The sequence below is a fragment of the Agarivorans sp. JK6 genome, assembly GCF_045277145.1.
Classification (GTDB): Bacteria; Pseudomonadota; Gammaproteobacteria; order Enterobacterales; family Celerinatantimonadaceae; genus Agarivorans; species Agarivorans albus.
Genome location: NZ_CP113525.1, coordinates 2,149,978 through 2,167,023, shown reverse-complemented (window position 1 = coordinate 2,167,023; position 17,046 = coordinate 2,149,978). Strand labels below are relative to the sequence as shown.

18 protein-coding genes and 1 pseudogene are annotated in these 17,046 nt (G+C 42.2%); 3 read left to right on the top strand and 16 right to left on the bottom strand.

All coding sequences use genetic code 11. From position 1 onward, the window contains the following. The first annotated feature begins 110 nt into the window (after positions 1-110). Positions 111-3,056, top strand: coding sequence for a ribonuclease E (gene rne / locus OV592_RS10095; protein ID WP_406611290.1), 2,946 nt, complete (start codon positions 111-113; stop codon positions 3,054-3,056). Between the two features lie 74 nt (positions 3,057-3,130). Here the strand turns inward: rne and OV592_RS10090 are convergent, their stop codons facing one another. The 3 genes from OV592_RS10090 to udk form a co-directional block, all read right to left on the bottom strand. Then, a complete protein-coding gene (locus OV592_RS10090) occupies positions 3,131-3,604 on the bottom strand; it encodes a low molecular weight protein-tyrosine-phosphatase (RefSeq protein ID WP_249483158.1) in 474 nt (157 codons plus the stop codon). 43 nt (positions 3,605-3,647) lie between these two features. After that, positions 3,648-5,516 carry an AsmA family protein gene (locus OV592_RS10085; protein ID WP_406611289.1) on the bottom strand — a complete coding sequence of 623 codons (1,869 nt, stop codon included), beginning with the start codon at positions 5,514-5,516 and terminating at the stop codon, positions 3,648-3,650. A 115-nt stretch (positions 5,517-5,631) separates the two neighbouring features. After that, positions 5,632-6,279, bottom strand: coding sequence for a uridine kinase (udk, locus tag OV592_RS10080; protein ID WP_016401799.1), 648 nt, complete (start codon positions 6,277-6,279; stop codon positions 5,632-5,634). Between the two features lie 203 nt (positions 6,280-6,482). Here udk and metG point away from each other — a divergent pair, with 203 nt between their 5' ends. Then, positions 6,483-8,531 carry a methionine--tRNA ligase gene (metG, locus tag OV592_RS10075; RefSeq protein WP_406611288.1) on the top strand — a complete coding sequence of 683 codons (2,049 nt, stop codon included), beginning with the start codon at positions 6,483-6,485 and terminating at the stop codon, positions 8,529-8,531. Between the two features lie 35 nt (positions 8,532-8,566). Here the strand turns inward: metG and OV592_RS10070 are convergent. Next, positions 8,567-8,752 (bottom strand): annotated as a pseudogene (locus tag OV592_RS10070) (acylphosphatase); the annotation flags it as partial. 91 nt (positions 8,753-8,843) lie between these two features. Further along, on the bottom strand, positions 8,844-9,443 hold the full coding sequence (locus OV592_RS10065) for a GNAT family N-acetyltransferase (RefSeq protein WP_152784690.1): 600 nt from the start codon (positions 9,441-9,443) through the stop codon (positions 8,844-8,846). A 335-nt stretch (positions 9,444-9,778) separates the two neighbouring features. Between OV592_RS10065 and moeA the strand changes: the two genes are divergently transcribed. Further along, a complete protein-coding gene (gene moeA / locus OV592_RS10060; protein ID WP_406611287.1) occupies positions 9,779-11,020 on the top strand; it encodes a molybdopterin molybdotransferase MoeA in 1,242 nt (413 codons plus the stop codon). Here the strand turns inward: moeA and OV592_RS10055 are convergent, their stop codons facing one another. The 11 genes from OV592_RS10055 to OV592_RS10005 all read right to left on the bottom strand — a co-directional run bounded on the left by OV592_RS10055 (position 11,021) and on the right by OV592_RS10005 (position 17,009). Beyond that, complete coding sequence (locus OV592_RS10055; RefSeq protein WP_406611286.1) at positions 11,021-12,058, bottom strand: ATP-binding cassette domain-containing protein; 1,038 nt, start codon at positions 12,056-12,058, stop codon at positions 11,021-11,023. Next, positions 12,045-12,737 (bottom strand): molybdate ABC transporter permease subunit, encoded by a 693-nt coding sequence (gene modB, locus OV592_RS10050; protein ID WP_406611285.1) that lies wholly within the window; start codon positions 12,735-12,737, stop codon positions 12,045-12,047. The genes OV592_RS10055 and modB overlap by 14 nt, the downstream gene beginning before the upstream one ends. Continuing rightward, complete coding sequence (gene modA / locus OV592_RS10045) at positions 12,734-13,459, bottom strand: molybdate ABC transporter substrate-binding protein (protein WP_406611284.1); 726 nt, start codon at positions 13,457-13,459, stop codon at positions 12,734-12,736. Before modA ends, modB begins: the two co-directional genes overlap by 4 nt. Beyond that, positions 13,453-13,893 carry a molybdopterin synthase catalytic subunit MoaE gene (gene moaE, locus OV592_RS10040; RefSeq protein ID WP_406611283.1) on the bottom strand — a complete coding sequence of 147 codons (441 nt, stop codon included), beginning with the start codon at positions 13,891-13,893 and terminating at the stop codon, positions 13,453-13,455. Before moaE ends, modA begins: the two co-directional genes overlap by 7 nt. Further along, entirely contained in the window at positions 13,894-14,142 is a 249-nt protein-coding gene (gene moaD / locus OV592_RS10035) for a molybdopterin converting factor subunit 1 (RefSeq protein WP_406611282.1), read from the bottom strand. Between the two features lie 13 nt (positions 14,143-14,155). Next, complete coding sequence (gene moaC / locus OV592_RS10030) at positions 14,156-14,635, bottom strand: cyclic pyranopterin monophosphate synthase MoaC (RefSeq protein WP_406611425.1); 480 nt, start codon at positions 14,633-14,635, stop codon at positions 14,156-14,158. Next, positions 14,632-15,150, bottom strand: coding sequence for a molybdenum cofactor biosynthesis protein B (gene moaB / locus OV592_RS10025; protein WP_406611281.1), 519 nt, complete (start codon positions 15,148-15,150; stop codon positions 14,632-14,634). Before moaB ends, moaC begins: the two co-directional genes overlap by 4 nt. After that, on the bottom strand, positions 15,150-15,734 hold the full coding sequence (locus OV592_RS10020; RefSeq protein WP_406611280.1) for a molybdenum cofactor guanylyltransferase: 585 nt from the start codon (positions 15,732-15,734) through the stop codon (positions 15,150-15,152). Before OV592_RS10020 ends, moaB begins: the two co-directional genes overlap by 1 nt. Positions 15,735-15,811: 77 nt before the next feature. Continuing rightward, entirely contained in the window at positions 15,812-15,943 is a 132-nt protein-coding gene (locus OV592_RS10015; RefSeq protein ID WP_016401813.1) for a TIGR02808 family protein, read from the bottom strand. A gap of 17 nt (positions 15,944-15,960) precedes the next feature. After that, positions 15,961-16,533 (bottom strand): NapC/NirT family cytochrome c, encoded by a 573-nt coding sequence (locus OV592_RS10010; RefSeq protein WP_016401814.1) that lies wholly within the window; start codon positions 16,531-16,533, stop codon positions 15,961-15,963. 26 nt (positions 16,534-16,559) lie between these two features. Continuing rightward, complete coding sequence (locus tag OV592_RS10005) at positions 16,560-17,009, bottom strand: nitrate reductase cytochrome c-type subunit (RefSeq protein ID WP_406611424.1); 450 nt, start codon at positions 17,007-17,009, stop codon at positions 16,560-16,562. Positions 17,010-17,046: the final 37 nt, after the last annotated feature.

The following is a 17,046-nucleotide window of genomic DNA, read 5'->3' as shown; positions in this document are numbered from 1 at the left end:
CGCGAGGTTACCTAGACGCTCTGACAATAAACACAGGGTCTGGCCATTTAAGGCAGGTTAATTGCTGCCCATGAGGTTGTTTAAATCAAACAAACCCCAAGGCAACATAAATGAAAAGAATGTTAATTAATGCAATGCAGCTAGAAGAAATGCGCGTTGCATTGGTCGATGGCCAAAGGCTATACGATCTAGACATAGAAAGTCCTGGTCACGAACAGAAAAAAGCAAATATATACAAAGGCAAAATTACTCGCGTAGAGCCTAGTTTAGAAGCTGCATTTGTTGACTACGGCGCAGAGCGTCATGGCTTCCTTCCAATGAAGGAAATCGCTCGCGAATACTTCCCAGAAGGCTACGTCTATCAAGGACGTCCAAGCATCAAAGAAGTGGTTAAAGAAGGCCAAGAAGTCATTGTTCAGATCGATAAAGAAGAACGTGGCAACAAAGGCGCTGCACTAACGACTTTCATCAGCTTAGCCGGTAGTTATTTAGTATTAATGCCAAACAACCCTCGTGCAGGCGGTATTTCTCGTCGTATCGAAGGCGATGAACGCACTCAGCTTAAAGAAGCAATGAACGGCCTAGAATTGCCTAACGGCATGGGGCTAATCGTTCGTACAGCTGGCGTGGGTAAATCGGCTGAAGAGCTTCAGTGGGACTTAAAAGTACTGCTTAATCACTGGGGTGCAATTACCGATGCCGCAGAGTCTAAGCCAGCACCTTTCCTTATCCACCAAGAAAGCAACGTAATTGTTCGAGCAATTCGTGACTATTTACGTCGCGATGTTGGCGAGATCCTCATCGATAATAAAACTATCTATGAGCAAGCTAAAAAGCACATCGAGCTGGTTCGTCCTGACTTCGTAAACCGTGTAAAACGTTACGAAGGCGAAGTGCCGATGTTCAACCACTACCAAATTGAATCGCAAATTGAATCTGCTTTCCAACGCGAAGTTCGTCTTCCATCGGGTGGTTCAATTGTTATCGATCCAACCGAAGCCTTAACTTCAATTGATATTAACTCGGCTCGCGCAACCAAGGGCGGAGACATTGAAGAAACCGCGCTTCAAACCAACCTAGAAGCATCAGACGAGATTGCTCGTCAACTTCGCTTACGCGACTTAGGTGGTCTAGTAGTTATCGACTTCATCGATATGACGCCAGTTAAAAACCAGCGCGAAGTAGAAAACCGCTTCCGTGAAGCTGTTCGTCAAGATCGCGCTCGCGTTCAAGTTGGTCGCATTTCTCGCTTCGGCCTACTAGAAATGTCTCGTCAACGTTTACGTCCGTCATTAGGTGAGTCGAGCACTCATATTTGTCCACGTTGTAACGGACAAGGTACTATTCGCGATAACGAGTCTCTAGCATTGTCTATCCTTCGTTTATTCGAAGAAGAAGCGCTAAAAGAAAATACCTCTGAAGTTCATGCTCAAGTTCCTGTGCCAGTAGCAGCTTACTTGCTTAACGAAAAGCGTGTAGCAATCAACAAGCTTGAAAAGCGCCATAACGTTCGATTAGTGATCATTCCTAACCAACATATGGAAACACCTCACTACGACGTTACTCGTATTCGAAATGGTGAAGAAACTCAAGAGACTAGCTACCAGCTTACTGCTGAAAACCCATCTCCGGTTTATCAACCTAACCAAGTGGCTAAAGAAAAAATTGAAGCTGAGCAGCCAGTTTTGCAGGGCTTTAGTGCTCCTGCTGCGCCTAGCGCCCCAGCCAAAGCAGCCAAGCCTGTTAAGAGTGCTGCAGAGCCTTCTTTAATCGCACGTATTGTTGCATTCTTTAGTGCCATGTTTGCTAGCGAAGAAAAGCCAGCGCCAAAGAAACAAACACGCAGCAAGAACAATCAGCGTGATAAGCGTAATAATCGTCGCAATAATCAACGTAATGACAAACGCAACGACAAGCGCCAAGAACGCCCAGAGCGAAAAGAACGCAGCGATCGCAACGAAGGTTCTAATAGCAACCGCCGCCGCAAGGATCAGCGTAACAAACCTGCTAGAGAAAAAGTTGAAAATGAGACTACTCAAGAAACTAAGTCTCAAACCAAGCAACATGCTCCAAAAGAACAGCAAGTTAAAGAGCGTAGAGAACGTCGTAACTTGCGTAAAAAAGTAAGAGTAAAAGCTGAGAAAACCAACGAAGCAGCTGCTGAACATACTGCTGAACAGCCAGTTGCTGAAAAACCAGTATCTAAAAAAGCAGAAGTAGCTTCTCCAAAAACTGAAACTCCAGTGGCTAAAACCGGCGATAACTCGGAAGCACCAAAGCCTAAACGTCGTCGTCGCTCATCAAGCAGCGCAGGCCGTAAACGCTTTAATGACTTGCCAAAAGCAGAGACCAACGCTCAAGAAGCAGCTATCGATTCTCGCTATCCAGAAGCAGAAGCAGAAGTGAAAGCTGAAGCACCTGCCGTTGAAACTAAAGCTGAAGCGCCTGCCGTTGAAACTAAAGCTGAAGCACCTGTTGTAGAAACTAAAGCTGAAGCACCTGCCGTTGAAACTAAAACTGAAGCGCCTGAAGTTGAAACTAAAGCTGAAGCACCTGCAGTTGAAACTAAAGCTGAAGCACCAGCAGTTGAAACTAAAGCTGAAGCACCTGTTGCTGAAACTAAAGTAGAAGCACCAGCAGTTGAAACTAAAGCTGAAGCACCAGCAGTTGAAACTAAAGCTGAAGCACCAGCAGTTGAAACTAAAGCTGAAGCACCAGCAGTTGAAACTAAAGCTGAAGCACCAGCAGTTGAAACTAAAGCTGAAGCACCGGTAGTTGAAGCTAAAGCCGAAGACTTTAAGCTTGATGCGGTTAAAGCCGAAGTGAAACCTAAACGCAGCAATCGCGGTAAGCTAAAACCTAGCAAAGTTGAAGGTAAAGGTAACGCTTCAGCTGCTATGGCAAAACCAGCACCTGTTGCTGCAACGCCTAGCCAGCCAGAAGAAGTAGTTAAAAAACCTTACGTACGTAAGCCCGTAACAGTTGGGTCACGACGTGTTCAATCTACTAGTTCTAGTACATCTGCGCAGAGCCCTATGAGCAAGCCAGAATTGTAGGCTGCAAATAAGTTGTACAAAAAAGGCCAGCAAATTGCTGGCCTTTTTATTTACTTAGGAATGACTAAACAAACCTAAGCTTTCACCCTTTCCACAATGCCATCACTTGCTTGCTCTATCATTGCTAAAACTTGCTTAAAGCCCTGCACACTGCCGTAATAGGGATCAGGCACTTCTTCCAGCTCTACCCCGCCAAAAGGTAAAATCAAGGCCAATTTATGCGCATATTGCTCAGGACAATGCTTATGTAAATAGCTTAGGTTTTTCTTATCGGATGCCAAAATCAAATCAAACTTAGCAAAGTCTTTATCTAATACTTTGCGTGAGCGAATACCTTTAAAACTGTAGCCCTTTTCTTCAGCAATTCTTACTGCACGAGGGTCAGGTTTATCACCTTTGTGATAATCCGTTGTGCCTGCTGAATCAACTTTGATTTTCAGTTTTTGTTGTTTAAATTTAGCTCGCAGTACGGCTTCTGCAGTGGTTGAACGACAAATATTCCCCATACAAATAACCAGCACCGATTTAACACCGACAAGTTTTTTCACATATATCCCTTATAAAAAAGGCACCTAAAGTGCCTTTTACCATCTAGTTGAAGAAGCCGCCTAGGCTATCCAGTAACTTCTTACTATCTTCATTGTCGCCCAAGGCTTTTTTAAGTTCCTTGTTAACCGCTTCTTTAGCTTGACCTTCAAACAATTTTTTCATGTCTAAATTAACTTTTGGCTCAGTCCAGCTACCCTTTACGTTAATCGGAATATCCAAGCCAGCTAAGTCATTTTTAGAACCTTGCCCTTCTAGGCTAGCAACCACTTTGGTAATAAAAGTGAAATCCAAGCTTTCATTAATCAAGTGAGTTTGACCAGTACCGTCAATGCGTAACAAAGGCGAAGACATTTGCATCTTATTTACCTTAGCTAAGGATTTACCTAAGGTGGAGATTATCACCAACTCACTAAAATCTGTTTTTTGCTCTTGCTGCGCTTGCTGCTTATCACCGCCTTTAATAGTAGCCTTAGCAGAGCGGATCATTTGCGGAATGTTAACCCCATAGATAGCGCCATCGGTAAACGTAGCGTTTATTGGACCAGATATCTTCTTTTTAATGGCGGTAGGCGTTAAACCAGTGCCTTTAACATCAAGATCTACGTTTAGCCCGCCTGCAACAAAATCAAAGTCAGCAGCATCACTTAACAAGGGCCTTGCTTGAACCCCATTTAATTTAGCAGTCATTGAGTAACTAGCCACTGGCTTTTGGCCGTTAATCACCGCGTTACTCTCTAAGCGTCCATCGTACAAGTTTGCGCTTAACTCTTTTAAACGTAGAATTCCGTCTTTAATCTGAACTTGTTGTTTGATGTCCTCTATGTGGAGCTTCTGATGTTGTAATTTATCTATTGTAAGAGTGCCGTCTAAATTGAGCGTTTTCAAAACGGTTAAATCAGGCTCTTGTTCTTGGCCAGGCGCCTCGCTTGAAGCGTTTGCATCATCAGTTGTATTGCTACTTGCAGACGACTCACTAATAAAGTTGGAGGTATCGAGTAATGGAATATTTAAATCGAACTTTATACTAGGTATGCTATTTAGCACTACGCTGCTGGTACCAACTAATTGCGTTTTGCCATCAATATCTACTGCCAGCTTAGAAAGCTCTGCTGTTTTGCTTGCTACTGTGTAAGACAGCGCTAAATCAGTTTGAACATTCATTGCACCATTTGGAATAGCGCTGCCTTGTAAGTTCAAGCCATTACTAACATCGCTTAAGGCAATTCGGCTAAAGTCTTCGGCTATGAATAACAAACCTGTTGCCTGTTGCTCTACCAACATTTCGCCATCATCAAACTTTAATGAAAGGCTAAAACCGTTATCTTCACCTAGTTCTAAACCGTCTAAAGTAAAGTTAACAGGACCTAACTTTTGAGTTTTGTTTAGCGTTAAATCGATGAGTTCAACATTAGCATCAACAATTTCGATACCAGCTAATCGAACGCTCCACCCGGCAGCCGATGCGCCAGAGGACTCTTCAGTACTTTTAGGTTCGCTTGAAGCAGGTTCGGCTTCTTTAGACTGGGTTAAGTCGTCAAGACTGGTTGTTCCATCTGCTTTAGTTTGGTAGCGTAAGGCCAAACCTCGAACTGAGATATCCCCCACTTCAATGCTTTTACTAAACAAAGGCATCAAGGCCACTGACATTTCAGCTCCTGTGATACTAACAGTATCACCGTCACCAAATTCAGGGTTGTCACGCAGGCGCAAGCTACCAAGTTCAAAGCCAATACTAGGGAAGAAGCGCCAAGCTAAATCCCCATCAATCACTAGTTCTCTTCCGGTTGATTCTTTGGTTTTCTCTACCAAAAGCGCTTTAATATCGTCGGTATTTACCATTGATACCGCGACGACAACACCGACAACCAATAAAACAATCAGGGCTGCGACAACATAGAGCAACTTTTTCATAATCTTCCCTATTTACAAAGCTGTTGAGTAAGTATGTGCTTAATTATTGATGATAATTTAAAACTTATATTTTTATTACTTATCTAGTCTGTTTTGGCAGTGTTTAGTTAACCCGCTAATTAGAGGCCAACAAGTCACGAATTTTGGCGTTAATAATATCGATAGCGATTCGATTTTTACCACCTCTTGGAACAATCACATCAGCATATTGCTTAGAGGGTTCTACAAATTGAAGAAACATAGGCCGAACAGTATTGTGATATTGAGACAACACAGAATCCAAAGTTCTGCCTCGTTCTTTTACATCCCGTTGGATTCTTCTTGCTAAACAAATATCTAAAGGTGTGTCTACAAAAATGCTGATATCCAACTGCTCACGAATTGCAGGATCCGTGAATAACAAAATACCCTCTAATACGATGATTTTTGTAGGTGCTACCGTCTTGGTTTCTGCCATACGGTTATTAACTTTATAACTGTATTGGGGCTGTTCGATGGACTCACCGCTTTTAAGCTGCTTTAAATGGGCAACCAATAAATCATGATCCATAGACTTAGGATGGTCATAGTTAGTTTGCTTACGCTGTTCAGGCGTTATGTGGCTTTGGTCCTTGTAGTAACTATCTTCGTTAATTACTGCAATGCAGCTATCACCTAGCTCGGTGCGAATATCGTTTACAATGGTTTGAGAAAATAAACTTTTACCAGAAGCCGACGCCCCAGAGATCCCAATTACTACGATATTATGATCTTGATTTTGCATAGAAATAACCTAGTTCTTTTGCCGCAATTATAGGTGCAATATACCCATTAGTCATTATGCGAATGGCGCCTAACAATATTTTTCAACTTAATTACCTATAAGTTATTCAGGCAAGCGTTAGGATACTAGGCATCACTTGCCGCTTAAGGTAATATTGGCACCCTTGAATTACCCGTTAATTGACTGAGCTAACAGTAGATCACATGACAAACGAACAACGTAAAATTCTGGTTACCAGTGCCTTACCTTATGCAAATGGTCCTATTCATTTAGGCCACTTACTCGAATACATACAAACAGATATTTGGGTTCGTTTCCAAAAGCTACGTGGTAACACGTGTACCTATGTATGTGCAGACGACGCGCACGGTACACCGATCATGCTGAAAGCTCAGCAGATGGGCATTACACCTGAAGAAATGATTAACCAGGTTCACGTTGAACACAGTGCAGATTTTAACGAGTTCCACATCGAGTTTGATAACTATCATTCTACTCATAGCCCAGAAAACCAAGCGCTATCGGAAGAGATTTACAACAAGCTTAATCAAGCGGGTCACATAAAAACTCGAACAATTTCTCAATTGTTTGACCCAGAGAAAAACATGTTTTTGCCAGATCGCTTCGTAAAAGGCACTTGCCCTAAATGTAAAAGCGAAGATCAAAACGGTGATAACTGTGATAACTGTGGCGCTACTTACAGCCCAACAGATCTACTGTCACCTAAGTCTGTAATCTCTGGTGCCGAGCCAGTTCTTAAAGACTCAGAGCACTACTTCTTTGATCTACCAGCATTTCAAGACATGCTAAAAGACTGGACAATCTCTGGTTCGTTACAAGAAGAAATGTCTAACAAGCTTAACGAGTGGTTTGAGCAAGGCCTTCAGCAGTGGGATATTAGCCGTGACGCGCCCTACTTTGGCTTTAAAATTCCAAATACAGAAGATAAATACTTTTACGTTTGGCTAGATGCTCCGATTGGCTACATGGGCAGCTTTAAAAACCTGTGTGACAAGCGCGATGATTTAAACTTTGACGATTATTGGAACAAAGACTCTGACGCAGAGGTTTATCACTTTATCGGCAAAGACATTATCTATTTCCACAGCCTATTTTGGCCAGCCATGCTAGAAGGTGCCGGATTCCGCAAACCAAGCAGCGTGTATGCCCACGGTTATGTAACCGTAAATGGCGCAAAAATGTCTAAGTCACGCGGCACATTTATTAAGGCCCGCACTTATCTTGACCATTTAGACCCAGAGTACTTGCGTTACTACTATGCTGCTAAGTTAAACAATAGAATTGACGACTTAGATCTAAATTTAGAAGATTTTGCGCAACGTGTTAATTCAGACTTAGTAGGCAAAGTAATTAACATTGCTAGCCGTACCGCTGGATTTATTAGTAAACGCTTTAACGCCACGCTGTCTCCAGTGGTAAGCAACCAAGCTTTATTAGACGAATTTGTCGAAGCTGAAGCAAACATCGCAGCTTTATACGAAGGCCGAGAGTTTGGTAAAGCAATGCGAGAAATTATGGCGTTAGCCGATAAAGCAAACCAATACATCGCAGAAGAAGCACCATGGCAGTTAGCCAAAAATGAAGAAACCTTAGAACGTGCTCACCAAGTATGTTCAATGGGGATTCATTTATTCCGTGTGTTAATCACTTACTTGAAGCCAGTGCTGCCAAAGCTAGCAGACAAAGTTGAGCAATTCTTAAATGTAGAACTCAAGTGGGCTGACATAAATAACACCCTAGTTAATCATGAAATCCAAAGCTTTAAAGCATTAATGCAGCGCATTGATATGAAACATGTAGAGGCAATGGTTGATGCTTCTAAAGATAACTTGGTTAGCGCTACCGCAGCGCCAAAAGAAGAGAAGCCAGCAAGCAAAACTAACAGCGAGATTGAACCCATAGCTGATACCATCAGTTTCGATGAGTTCGCAAAAATAGATCTACGTATCGCTCGCATTGTTAAAGCTGAACATGTAGAAAAAGCGGAAAAGCTACTTCGCCTTGAATTGGATATTGGTAGCGAAACTCGCCAAGTATTTGCAGGTATTAAGTCAGCTTACGCACCAGAAGATCTCGAAGGTAAGCTAACCGTTATGGTCGCTAACCTAGCACCTCGTAAGATGCGCTTTGGAGAGTCTCAGGGAATGGTTCTTGCTGCAGGCCCTGGTGGAAAAGACCTCTGGATTTTGAGCCCTGGAGAAGGTGCTCAACCAGGTATGCGAGTAATGTAATACATAAAAAGGCGCTAATAAGCGCCTTTTTAGTTCTAGTAAGTATTAAAACCTGAGTAGCTAAGCTGTTCTATTGGTAACATCTTTAGCGTTTTAACTTCTTGCACCGCCGCATACGGAGATGCTTGATGAAGATGGGACAACAACTCAAGAAGTTTAGCTTCTTCTCCTTCTGCGACGACTTCAACATCTCCAGAGTCTAAATTTTTTGCATAACCAACAAGAGCTAATTTAAGGGCTTTAAGTTGAGTGTGATAACGGTAACCAACGCCCTGTACCTTTAGCTAAAGCCTTTAAACAAAACACCAGCAGTTAGCCCAGCACTGGTTTTACTTCGTTTAGACCAGTAAATTCGAAGCCAATGCTCTCAACTGGCATGTTCTCTAAGGGAACGCTACAGCGATCAAGGTCTAAACAAAAATAGCGTTGCAATTGATATTGCGCGTTAAGCTGCTCTACTTCATCAAAACCAAATTGACTAAGCGTCCAGCGTAGACGTTCATCTCTACAATTACATATAAGGCTAAGTAGCGTGAACCCTTGGTTTAAAGCATAACAGCGGGCCCAATCAACCATTAGTTTAGCCAGCCCTTTTCCTGCAAAATCCCGGTTAACCGTAAGTTTGTGCATAAACAAGCTTTCACGTCTTACTTCGGCTTCTACCTCAATTGCACCACTACGATTATTTAGAATCATGGCTGCTACAGGTTTGCCTGCAATATACCCCATGTACATTTCATCTAAACGATGATTAGCAAGTAAAGAATGTGGTGTAATTTGATGAAATTTCCAAAGCGGTTCGCCTCTTGATTCGAACCAACTTGCTGCTTCCATCAGTAATTCGCAAAACTGATAAAGCTCAATACTTGATATAGAACGAACCACCAAATTAGGTGTCGCTTCGCTTGACATATCAACTCCCTTGATAAGTGTCTAAACGGTGACCGATGACCAGTTGTGAACAACATGTTACACAGATTACCTTTAAGTTAAAAGCATTGTTGGTGAAAACAAGCTCCTTATTTCAGCCTTACAAAGCAAGGCTTGCAGCACAAAAACTAAAATTAAACCAGTGATACAAACTTAATCACCAACATTGTGCCAACTTGCTGACAAAACTATACAAACTTCAACGAGATTAAAGAAAGTTTTGCTGCTTTATAAATTGCCAAGAATCACTGATAAACACCCATATAAATGCGATAATCTTCAACTATATTCAAACTCATTACCCTATAGGAAGATACATGGATTGCTGTAGCCAACCAGGTCTAATGCCCATTAAACAAGCAAGGTCTTTATTAAGCGATAGCGCTAGCCTAAAAACCCAAATACAGACCGTGAGTTTAGAAGATGCGCTAGGTAGAGTATTAGCAGAAGACATTGTGTCGCCTATTAACATTCCTCCCTTCGATAATAGCGCGATGGATGGTTACGCTATTTGTGCAGAACAACTACCTAACAATAAAACTCTTCCACTTAGTCACAAAGTGTTTGCTGGAGATACGCAGCAACTAGCCTTAGAACCTGGTCATTGCGTAAGAATTATGACCGGCGCACCACTGCCTCCCGGCTGTGATGCTGTAGAAATGCAAGAAAACACTGAAATTAACGTAGACGATGAACAACAGATCATATTTAAGCAGCCAATCAACAAAGGCAAAAATGTTCGCCTAAAAGGTGAAGATGTTAAACAAGGACAAGTTGTTATCCCAGCGAAGACCCGTTTAAATTCAAGCCACATAGGTTTACTCGCCACCCTGGGCATTAACGAAATATCAGTTCAAAGCTTACTAAAAGTGGCATTGTTTTCTAGCGGTGACGAACTAATTCAACCTGGCAACCCACTAAAGCATGGTCAAATATACGATAGTAATCGTTTTGCTATTCGCGCCCTACTCGCAAAGTTACCTGTTGAAGTAATAGATTTAGGCGTTATTGCTGACGATAAACAGCTTGTTACTGAAGCCTTTATAAAAGCAGACCAAGTTGCTGACATAGTAATTTGCAGCGGTGGGGTATCAGTAGGCGAAGCCGATTATACTAAAATGGTTTTAGATGAAATTGGCGACATAAATTTTTGGAAACTAGCGATTAAGCCCGGTAAACCGTTTGCCTACGGTAATCTGCCAAATTCATACTTTATTGGCCTGCCTGGCAACCCAGTTTCGGCTTATGTAACGTTCTACAAACTGGCAATGCTAGTAATAGCAAAAGCGTGTGGATGGGACTACAAAGAGCCGCTAGCAATACCGGCAAAGTCTTTACAAGATTTCAAAAAGTCACCAGGTAGAACAGACTATCAACGTGGATTTGCAAGTATCAGTGCCAGCGGCCAACTAGAAGTAAAATCGACCGGTGCTCAAGGTAGCGCCATTTTCACCAGCTTAACTGAGGCTAACTGTTTCGTAGTACTTGAACAAGATAGAGGCCGTGTAAGCGCCGGTGAAATGGTGACTATAGAAATGTTTGCGGAGCCAATTCTTTAGTTAGAATTGATTATGTAGCTTAACCGCTTTGTGCATTAAAAATATCTGCTCTCCCATTTTTAATGCCAAAGCCTGTTGCGCTTGCGGAGAGATAGGCACTTTAAAAGCCACGCCTTCTAAACTCACTTCAACATAATAGGTACCTTCCAAAGAATTAACCGATAATACTTCGGCTTGCCACTGATTTTGAGCACTACAGCTTTCTACAAATTGTTTCGACAACACAATGTTACTTGGTGAAATACTCACTAAGTGAACACCTTCATCTAGCACCTCTGGGCTCTCAGCTAAGATGTATTGCTCGCCCAGCTTAAACCAACGCCAACCCTCATCTGCCAAACGCTCACTACGTTCTACACTTAACACTATGGCTTGTTTAGCCTTACCGTTATATTGGTTAATCAACTCAAGACTATTTCCAAGCGTAAGTGTTTGGCTGTCTTCCATTAACAGCACCTTATCACTAAAAAACACTAAATCTTCTGGATTATGAGAAATAAGCAAGCTGCAGATGCGATGTTGCTTTAGCCACTTCTTTAATATTTTCAGCAAATTGGTAGCAGTTTTTCGATCTAAAGCTGAGAACGCTTCATCTAACAGTAATACTTTGGGTTTGGTTGCTAGCGCTCTTACCAGCGCGACTCGCTGGGCTTGACCACCCGAAAGCTGCTGGGCATTTTTATTAAGAAGGTTTTTAACACCAAAACTCTCAACTAGATATGCTAAATCACTGGCACTCACCCTTTGTGACAATTTGATGTTTTTAGCCACCGTTAAGTGAGGAAAAAGAAAACTTCCTTGAGTTACAAAGGCTAAGGGTCGTTGATATGAGGCTAAACAGCTATTGCTATCAAACCATACTTGCTCTAAGTATTTAATATCACCAGTTTGAGGGTGCTCTAATCCAGCGAGTAAGCGCAACAAGCTGGTTTTACCAATTCCGGACGGTCCAAACACACCGGTAAGCAAAGGTAGAGAGCAGCCCTTTACACTTAACTCAAAATCGTCTCTTTGATAATGTAGATTAAAACTTAACACCCACACTCCCTGCCCGTTTCTTAGCTCCGGTCACGCCATAAGTAAGCAATAAAGCGAAAAATGAAATACCCAATAACACCAACGCTAAACGGTGGGCAGCGGCAAAATTAAGACTCTCTACGTGGTCGAATAACGCAATCGCAATCACTTGGGTTTCTCCAGGAATATTGCCCCCGATCATCAACACCACCCCAAACTCTCCTAAGGTGTGCGCAAACCCCAATACCATTGCAACAATAAAGCCACTTTTTGCCAGTGGTAACTCCACAGACAACAACTGTTTCCACCTAGGCATTCTGAGCACTTTTGCGGCATCTAATACGCCAGGTTCAATTTGTTTAAAAGCACTTTGAATGGGTTGAACGACAAAAGGTAAGGAATACAAACATGAGGCAAATACCAGCCCCGAAAAGCTAAAGGCCAATTGGCTACCAGTTATAGCCTGCCACCATTGCCCCAAAAAACTATTAGGTGCAAAACCAATCAGCAAATAGAAACCCAACACTGTAGGAGGTAGAACAATGGGTAATGCGACCACAGCTTCAACAATGTGCTTTAACTTAGAGTGACTGCGCGCTAACCACCAAGCTAAAGGAGTGCCTAGTAGCAATAAGATTAAGCAACTAATCGTTGCAAGTTTTACAGAAAGGATAATGGCTTGGTATTCAGCATCGCTCATATTTTGGGTAACAAATATCCATTTTCAGTGATAATAGTTTGTGCGTTCTCGCTTAACAAGTAGTTATAAAATTCAATAGCTTGAGATTCATCGCTAAGCAACGCAACATGCTGAGCAACGCCCTTATGTAAATCTTGCGGTACCAACCAATAAGACCCATTAAAATCAGTTTGAATTGAGCGAGCTACAAAGCCTGCAGCGACATTACCAGTAGAGATAAACTGAAACACTTGAGATACATTATTCGCTAACACTATTTTGGCATCATTATTTTTCTGTTTAGCTAACTGCTCGGCTGCCAAACCATATGGTGCTAGTTTTGGGTTTGCGTAGGCGTACATCTGTTCCCAGTTTTCCCATAAACTGCTATCTGTTACCTTATCGCCATTTTTATCCAAAAAGTTTGGAGCCCAAAATACCAGCTGGCCATACGCATAGGCCATTTGCCGGCGTGCTTTTCCTTCTTCTACCAGCTGTTTTGGCCGAATGTCATCAGCCGAGAAGAATAAATCGAAGGGGGCACCGTGACTTATTTGGTTATACAAAATCCCGGTAGAAGCGCTAGATATTCGGTAGTTGAATTCAGTATGTTGGGATTTAAAGTCTTCCGCCAATAGATCTAAGGTTTGTTTAAAATTTGCAGCCACGGCAATGGTAACGGGCTTGGCGAGAGCAATTGAGCTAACAAAAACAGCAACTATACAAGCTAAACGGGCTACCATTTATCTTTCGCTTTAAGATCTGACTCGCGAGCATCAAGCCATATTTCACCGCCTAAAGTGCGCTCTTTTTTCCAAAAGGTAGCCTTAGTTTTAAGGTAATCCATTATGAAATGGCAGGCTTCAAAGGATGCTTCCCTATGAGCGCTATTTACCCCAACAAAAACGATTTGATCACTGACATCTAAATTCCCAACCCTATGAACAATACTTGCGTCTTGGATTGGCCAGCGCGTTTTTGCTTCAGCGACAATTTCCTCCAGCTGCAACTCGGTCATACCTGGATAATGCTCCAGCTGAAGCCCCTTAACCTGTTGATCTAGGTTCATATCTCTAACTAGACCGACAAAAAATACGATAGCGCCAGCACTGGCTCGCTCTCGCAAACGTTGGTATTCCTCTCCAACATCAAAATCTTCTAGCTGTACTTTAATCATCTAACCACCTGTAACAGGGGGGAAAAATGCAACTTCGTCACCATTGTTTAGGATTGCGACTTGGCTAAGATGGTTTTGGTTAACTGCCATCAAAATCGCCTCATCATTTAAGGCCAACCATTGCTCACCTCTAGCAAGCAGCGTTTCCTTTAAGGTATTAGTATCGCTACCTTCTACTAGCTCGACACTTATCGAGCTTTCGCCTAACTGCTCTTTTAAACGAGCGAAAAATAGTACTTTAATTTTCATTAAAACATCCTGATTATTCGGCGCTAAACGAACCTGATTTTCCGCCATGCTTTTCTAGTAGCTTTACATCTTTAATTATGATGTCTTTTTGAATCGCTTTACACATATCATAAATGGTTAGCGCAGCTACGCTAGCAGCGGTTAACGCTTCCATCTCTACACCGGTTTGGCCTTTTAGTTTAGCGGTGCTTACTACCGTAATAATGCCTGTTTTTTCATCTAAGCTTAAATCAACGGTGACCTTACTTAACATTAAGGGATGGCATAGAGGAATCAACTCGGATGTTTTTTTAGCCGCTTGAATTCCAGCTATACGAGCACATGCAAACACGTCGCCCTTGTGCTGTTCTCCATTTAACAAGCTATCTACGGTTTGCTGATTAACTTGCACCAAAGCCTGCGCTTTAGCGACACGACTAGTCTCGGTCTTTTCTGAGACGTCCACCATAATAGCTTCACCAGAAGCATTAATATGAGTAAATTCACTCATTATTTTTGGCCTATATGAGGCACAAAATTACAGGGTTTGTGGGTGCTATTTAGTTGCTCCAACAAAATTTTCTGCCATGCAGTTTTACAGGCGTTGGTTGAGCCAGGAACACAAAAGATCACTGTTTTATTGGCAAACCCGCCTAATGCGCGACTTTGCACCGTAGACGTTCCAATTTCGGTATAAGAAATATGGCGGAACAATTCTCCAAAACCTTCAATGTCTTTATCAAATAATACACTTACCGCTTCTGGAGTATTATCTCGTGCGGTAAAACCGGTGCCTCCGGTAGAAATAACACAGTCTATTGACGAGTCAGCAATCCAATTACTTAATGTGGCTCTAATTTGATAAACATCGTCAATAACAATTTGTTTATCAGCCAGTTTGTGGCCGGCTTCTGTAAGAGCTTCGGCCAAATAACGTCCTGAAGTATCAGTATCTTCATTACGTGTATCGGAAACGGTTAATACCGCGATGTTTAAGAAGGTTTGCGTATCGTTGGCCAGATGGCTCATTATGATTCTCCAACTTTATCTTGTATATTTTGCCACTGCTCGGGAGTATTGGTATTTACCATTGCAGGTGCTAATTCTTTTGGTATTTTAATTTCAGTGGCTTGAATAAGGTTTAAAAAAGCTTTTATTGACCTTTGCTTAGCCACTGGCAAAGACAGAACATCAGTTAAACGGGACAGGTTCTTGGCATTAGCTTCAACAATTATAGGGAAAACACTATTTGAGAAATAGTAATTACCAGGTTCAGTTTGGTGTTGATTTATAATCACATCAAGAACTTGCATATTGAGTAGGGGCATATCAACAGGGATGAACAGGCAAAACTGTTGGTTAAGGGTTTGAAGGCATGAAAGTATGCCGGACAATGGTCCTTTCGATTCACTAGAATCTTCGATATGACGAAACTCAGGATAGTTGCCGCTCACATAACATTCGTTTTTTAATGTCTCTTCAAGCAAGCTAAGCCTAGATTTAAGTAAACTACTCCCCTGCCACTCTAGCGCTGCTTTATCGCTTCCCATTCTCTGAGATTTACCGCCAGCGAGAACAACTCCTGTTAACTTTATGAGGGGATTTGATTGCATTTGATTACAAGCTTGAACGACTTAGTAGGCTAATAATGCCTACTAAGCGTTTAGATGAAAAGATTTATCGTGCTAACTTATTGGTCTTTATCCCATTTGGACAAAACCGCTAAAGAAACCACTGCTACACCAATGAATCCCATTACAAAAATGGTTGGCATGGCTGCATAGCCCAAAACATGCCAAAAAACTGATTCCAAAGTACTCATGTGTTTTCCTTATTTTACTACCAGCCTTCAACACCACTCATATCCGGTAACCGGTGAGCAATGCCTTTGTGACAATCAACACAGGTCTTTTCCCCGCTAGCTAACGCATCTGAGTGTTGTGCAACACTGCGAGGACGCTGCTCTGAGAAATCCATAAATTCAAACTCGTGACAATTTCTACACTCTTGAGAATCATTTTGGCTCATACGATGCCATTCGCGCTCTGCTAAATATTTACGGCGCTCTTCAAATTTTTCTTGAGTGTTAATGGTACCCATAGCAAAGGCTACCAGCTCTTTACTTGCCTGAACCTTGCGTACAATTTTGTCGGTCCAGTTATGTGGAACGTGGCAATCTGAACAAATAGCACGCACACCTGAACGGTTTGAATAGTGAATAGTTTCTTGTATCTCTGCTACGATTGGCGCGTGACAACCAGAACAGAACGCTTCGGTATTAGTTGCTTCCATACCGGTGTTAAACGCACCCCAGAATAAAATACCGCCGGTAAAACCAAGCGCCAATACAACACCCACAGCAGCTTTGCTGGGAGTACTGAGTTTGCGCCAAAATGCCTTCAATAACTTCATAATTTAGCCTCTGGTTAAACTAATGCTTAGCGTAACGACTCTACGCGTTCGTATTCGTTTTCAATCAACGGGGCCGCTTCATTTTGAGGCACGTGGCATTGCAAACAGAAGTAACGGCGAGGAGACACATCCGCCAATACTTGCCCGTCGCGTGCTTCATAGTGAGTTACACTAATTTTGGTAGCACCACTTTCACGGGCATTTTTCCAGCTATGACAAGATAAACACTTATTAGCGTTTAGGCTCATCTCGTAATGACGAATCTGGTGTGGGATCAACGGTGGTTGAAACACATAATCGGCATCATAGGGTTTGTCTTGTTCAACCACTGACTTTAAGCCAGCTGCTGAGTTTTGGGTATTTAGCTCGGTGTCGCCCCGCAGTGAAGTTACACCACCATTACTTACGTAGTCATTTGCGACTACTACTCCGCAAAGCAGTAAACTGCTTAATAGACCAGATAATAAAACTCGCATTTTCATAATACTCTCTCCGCCACCTTGGCAAATATTT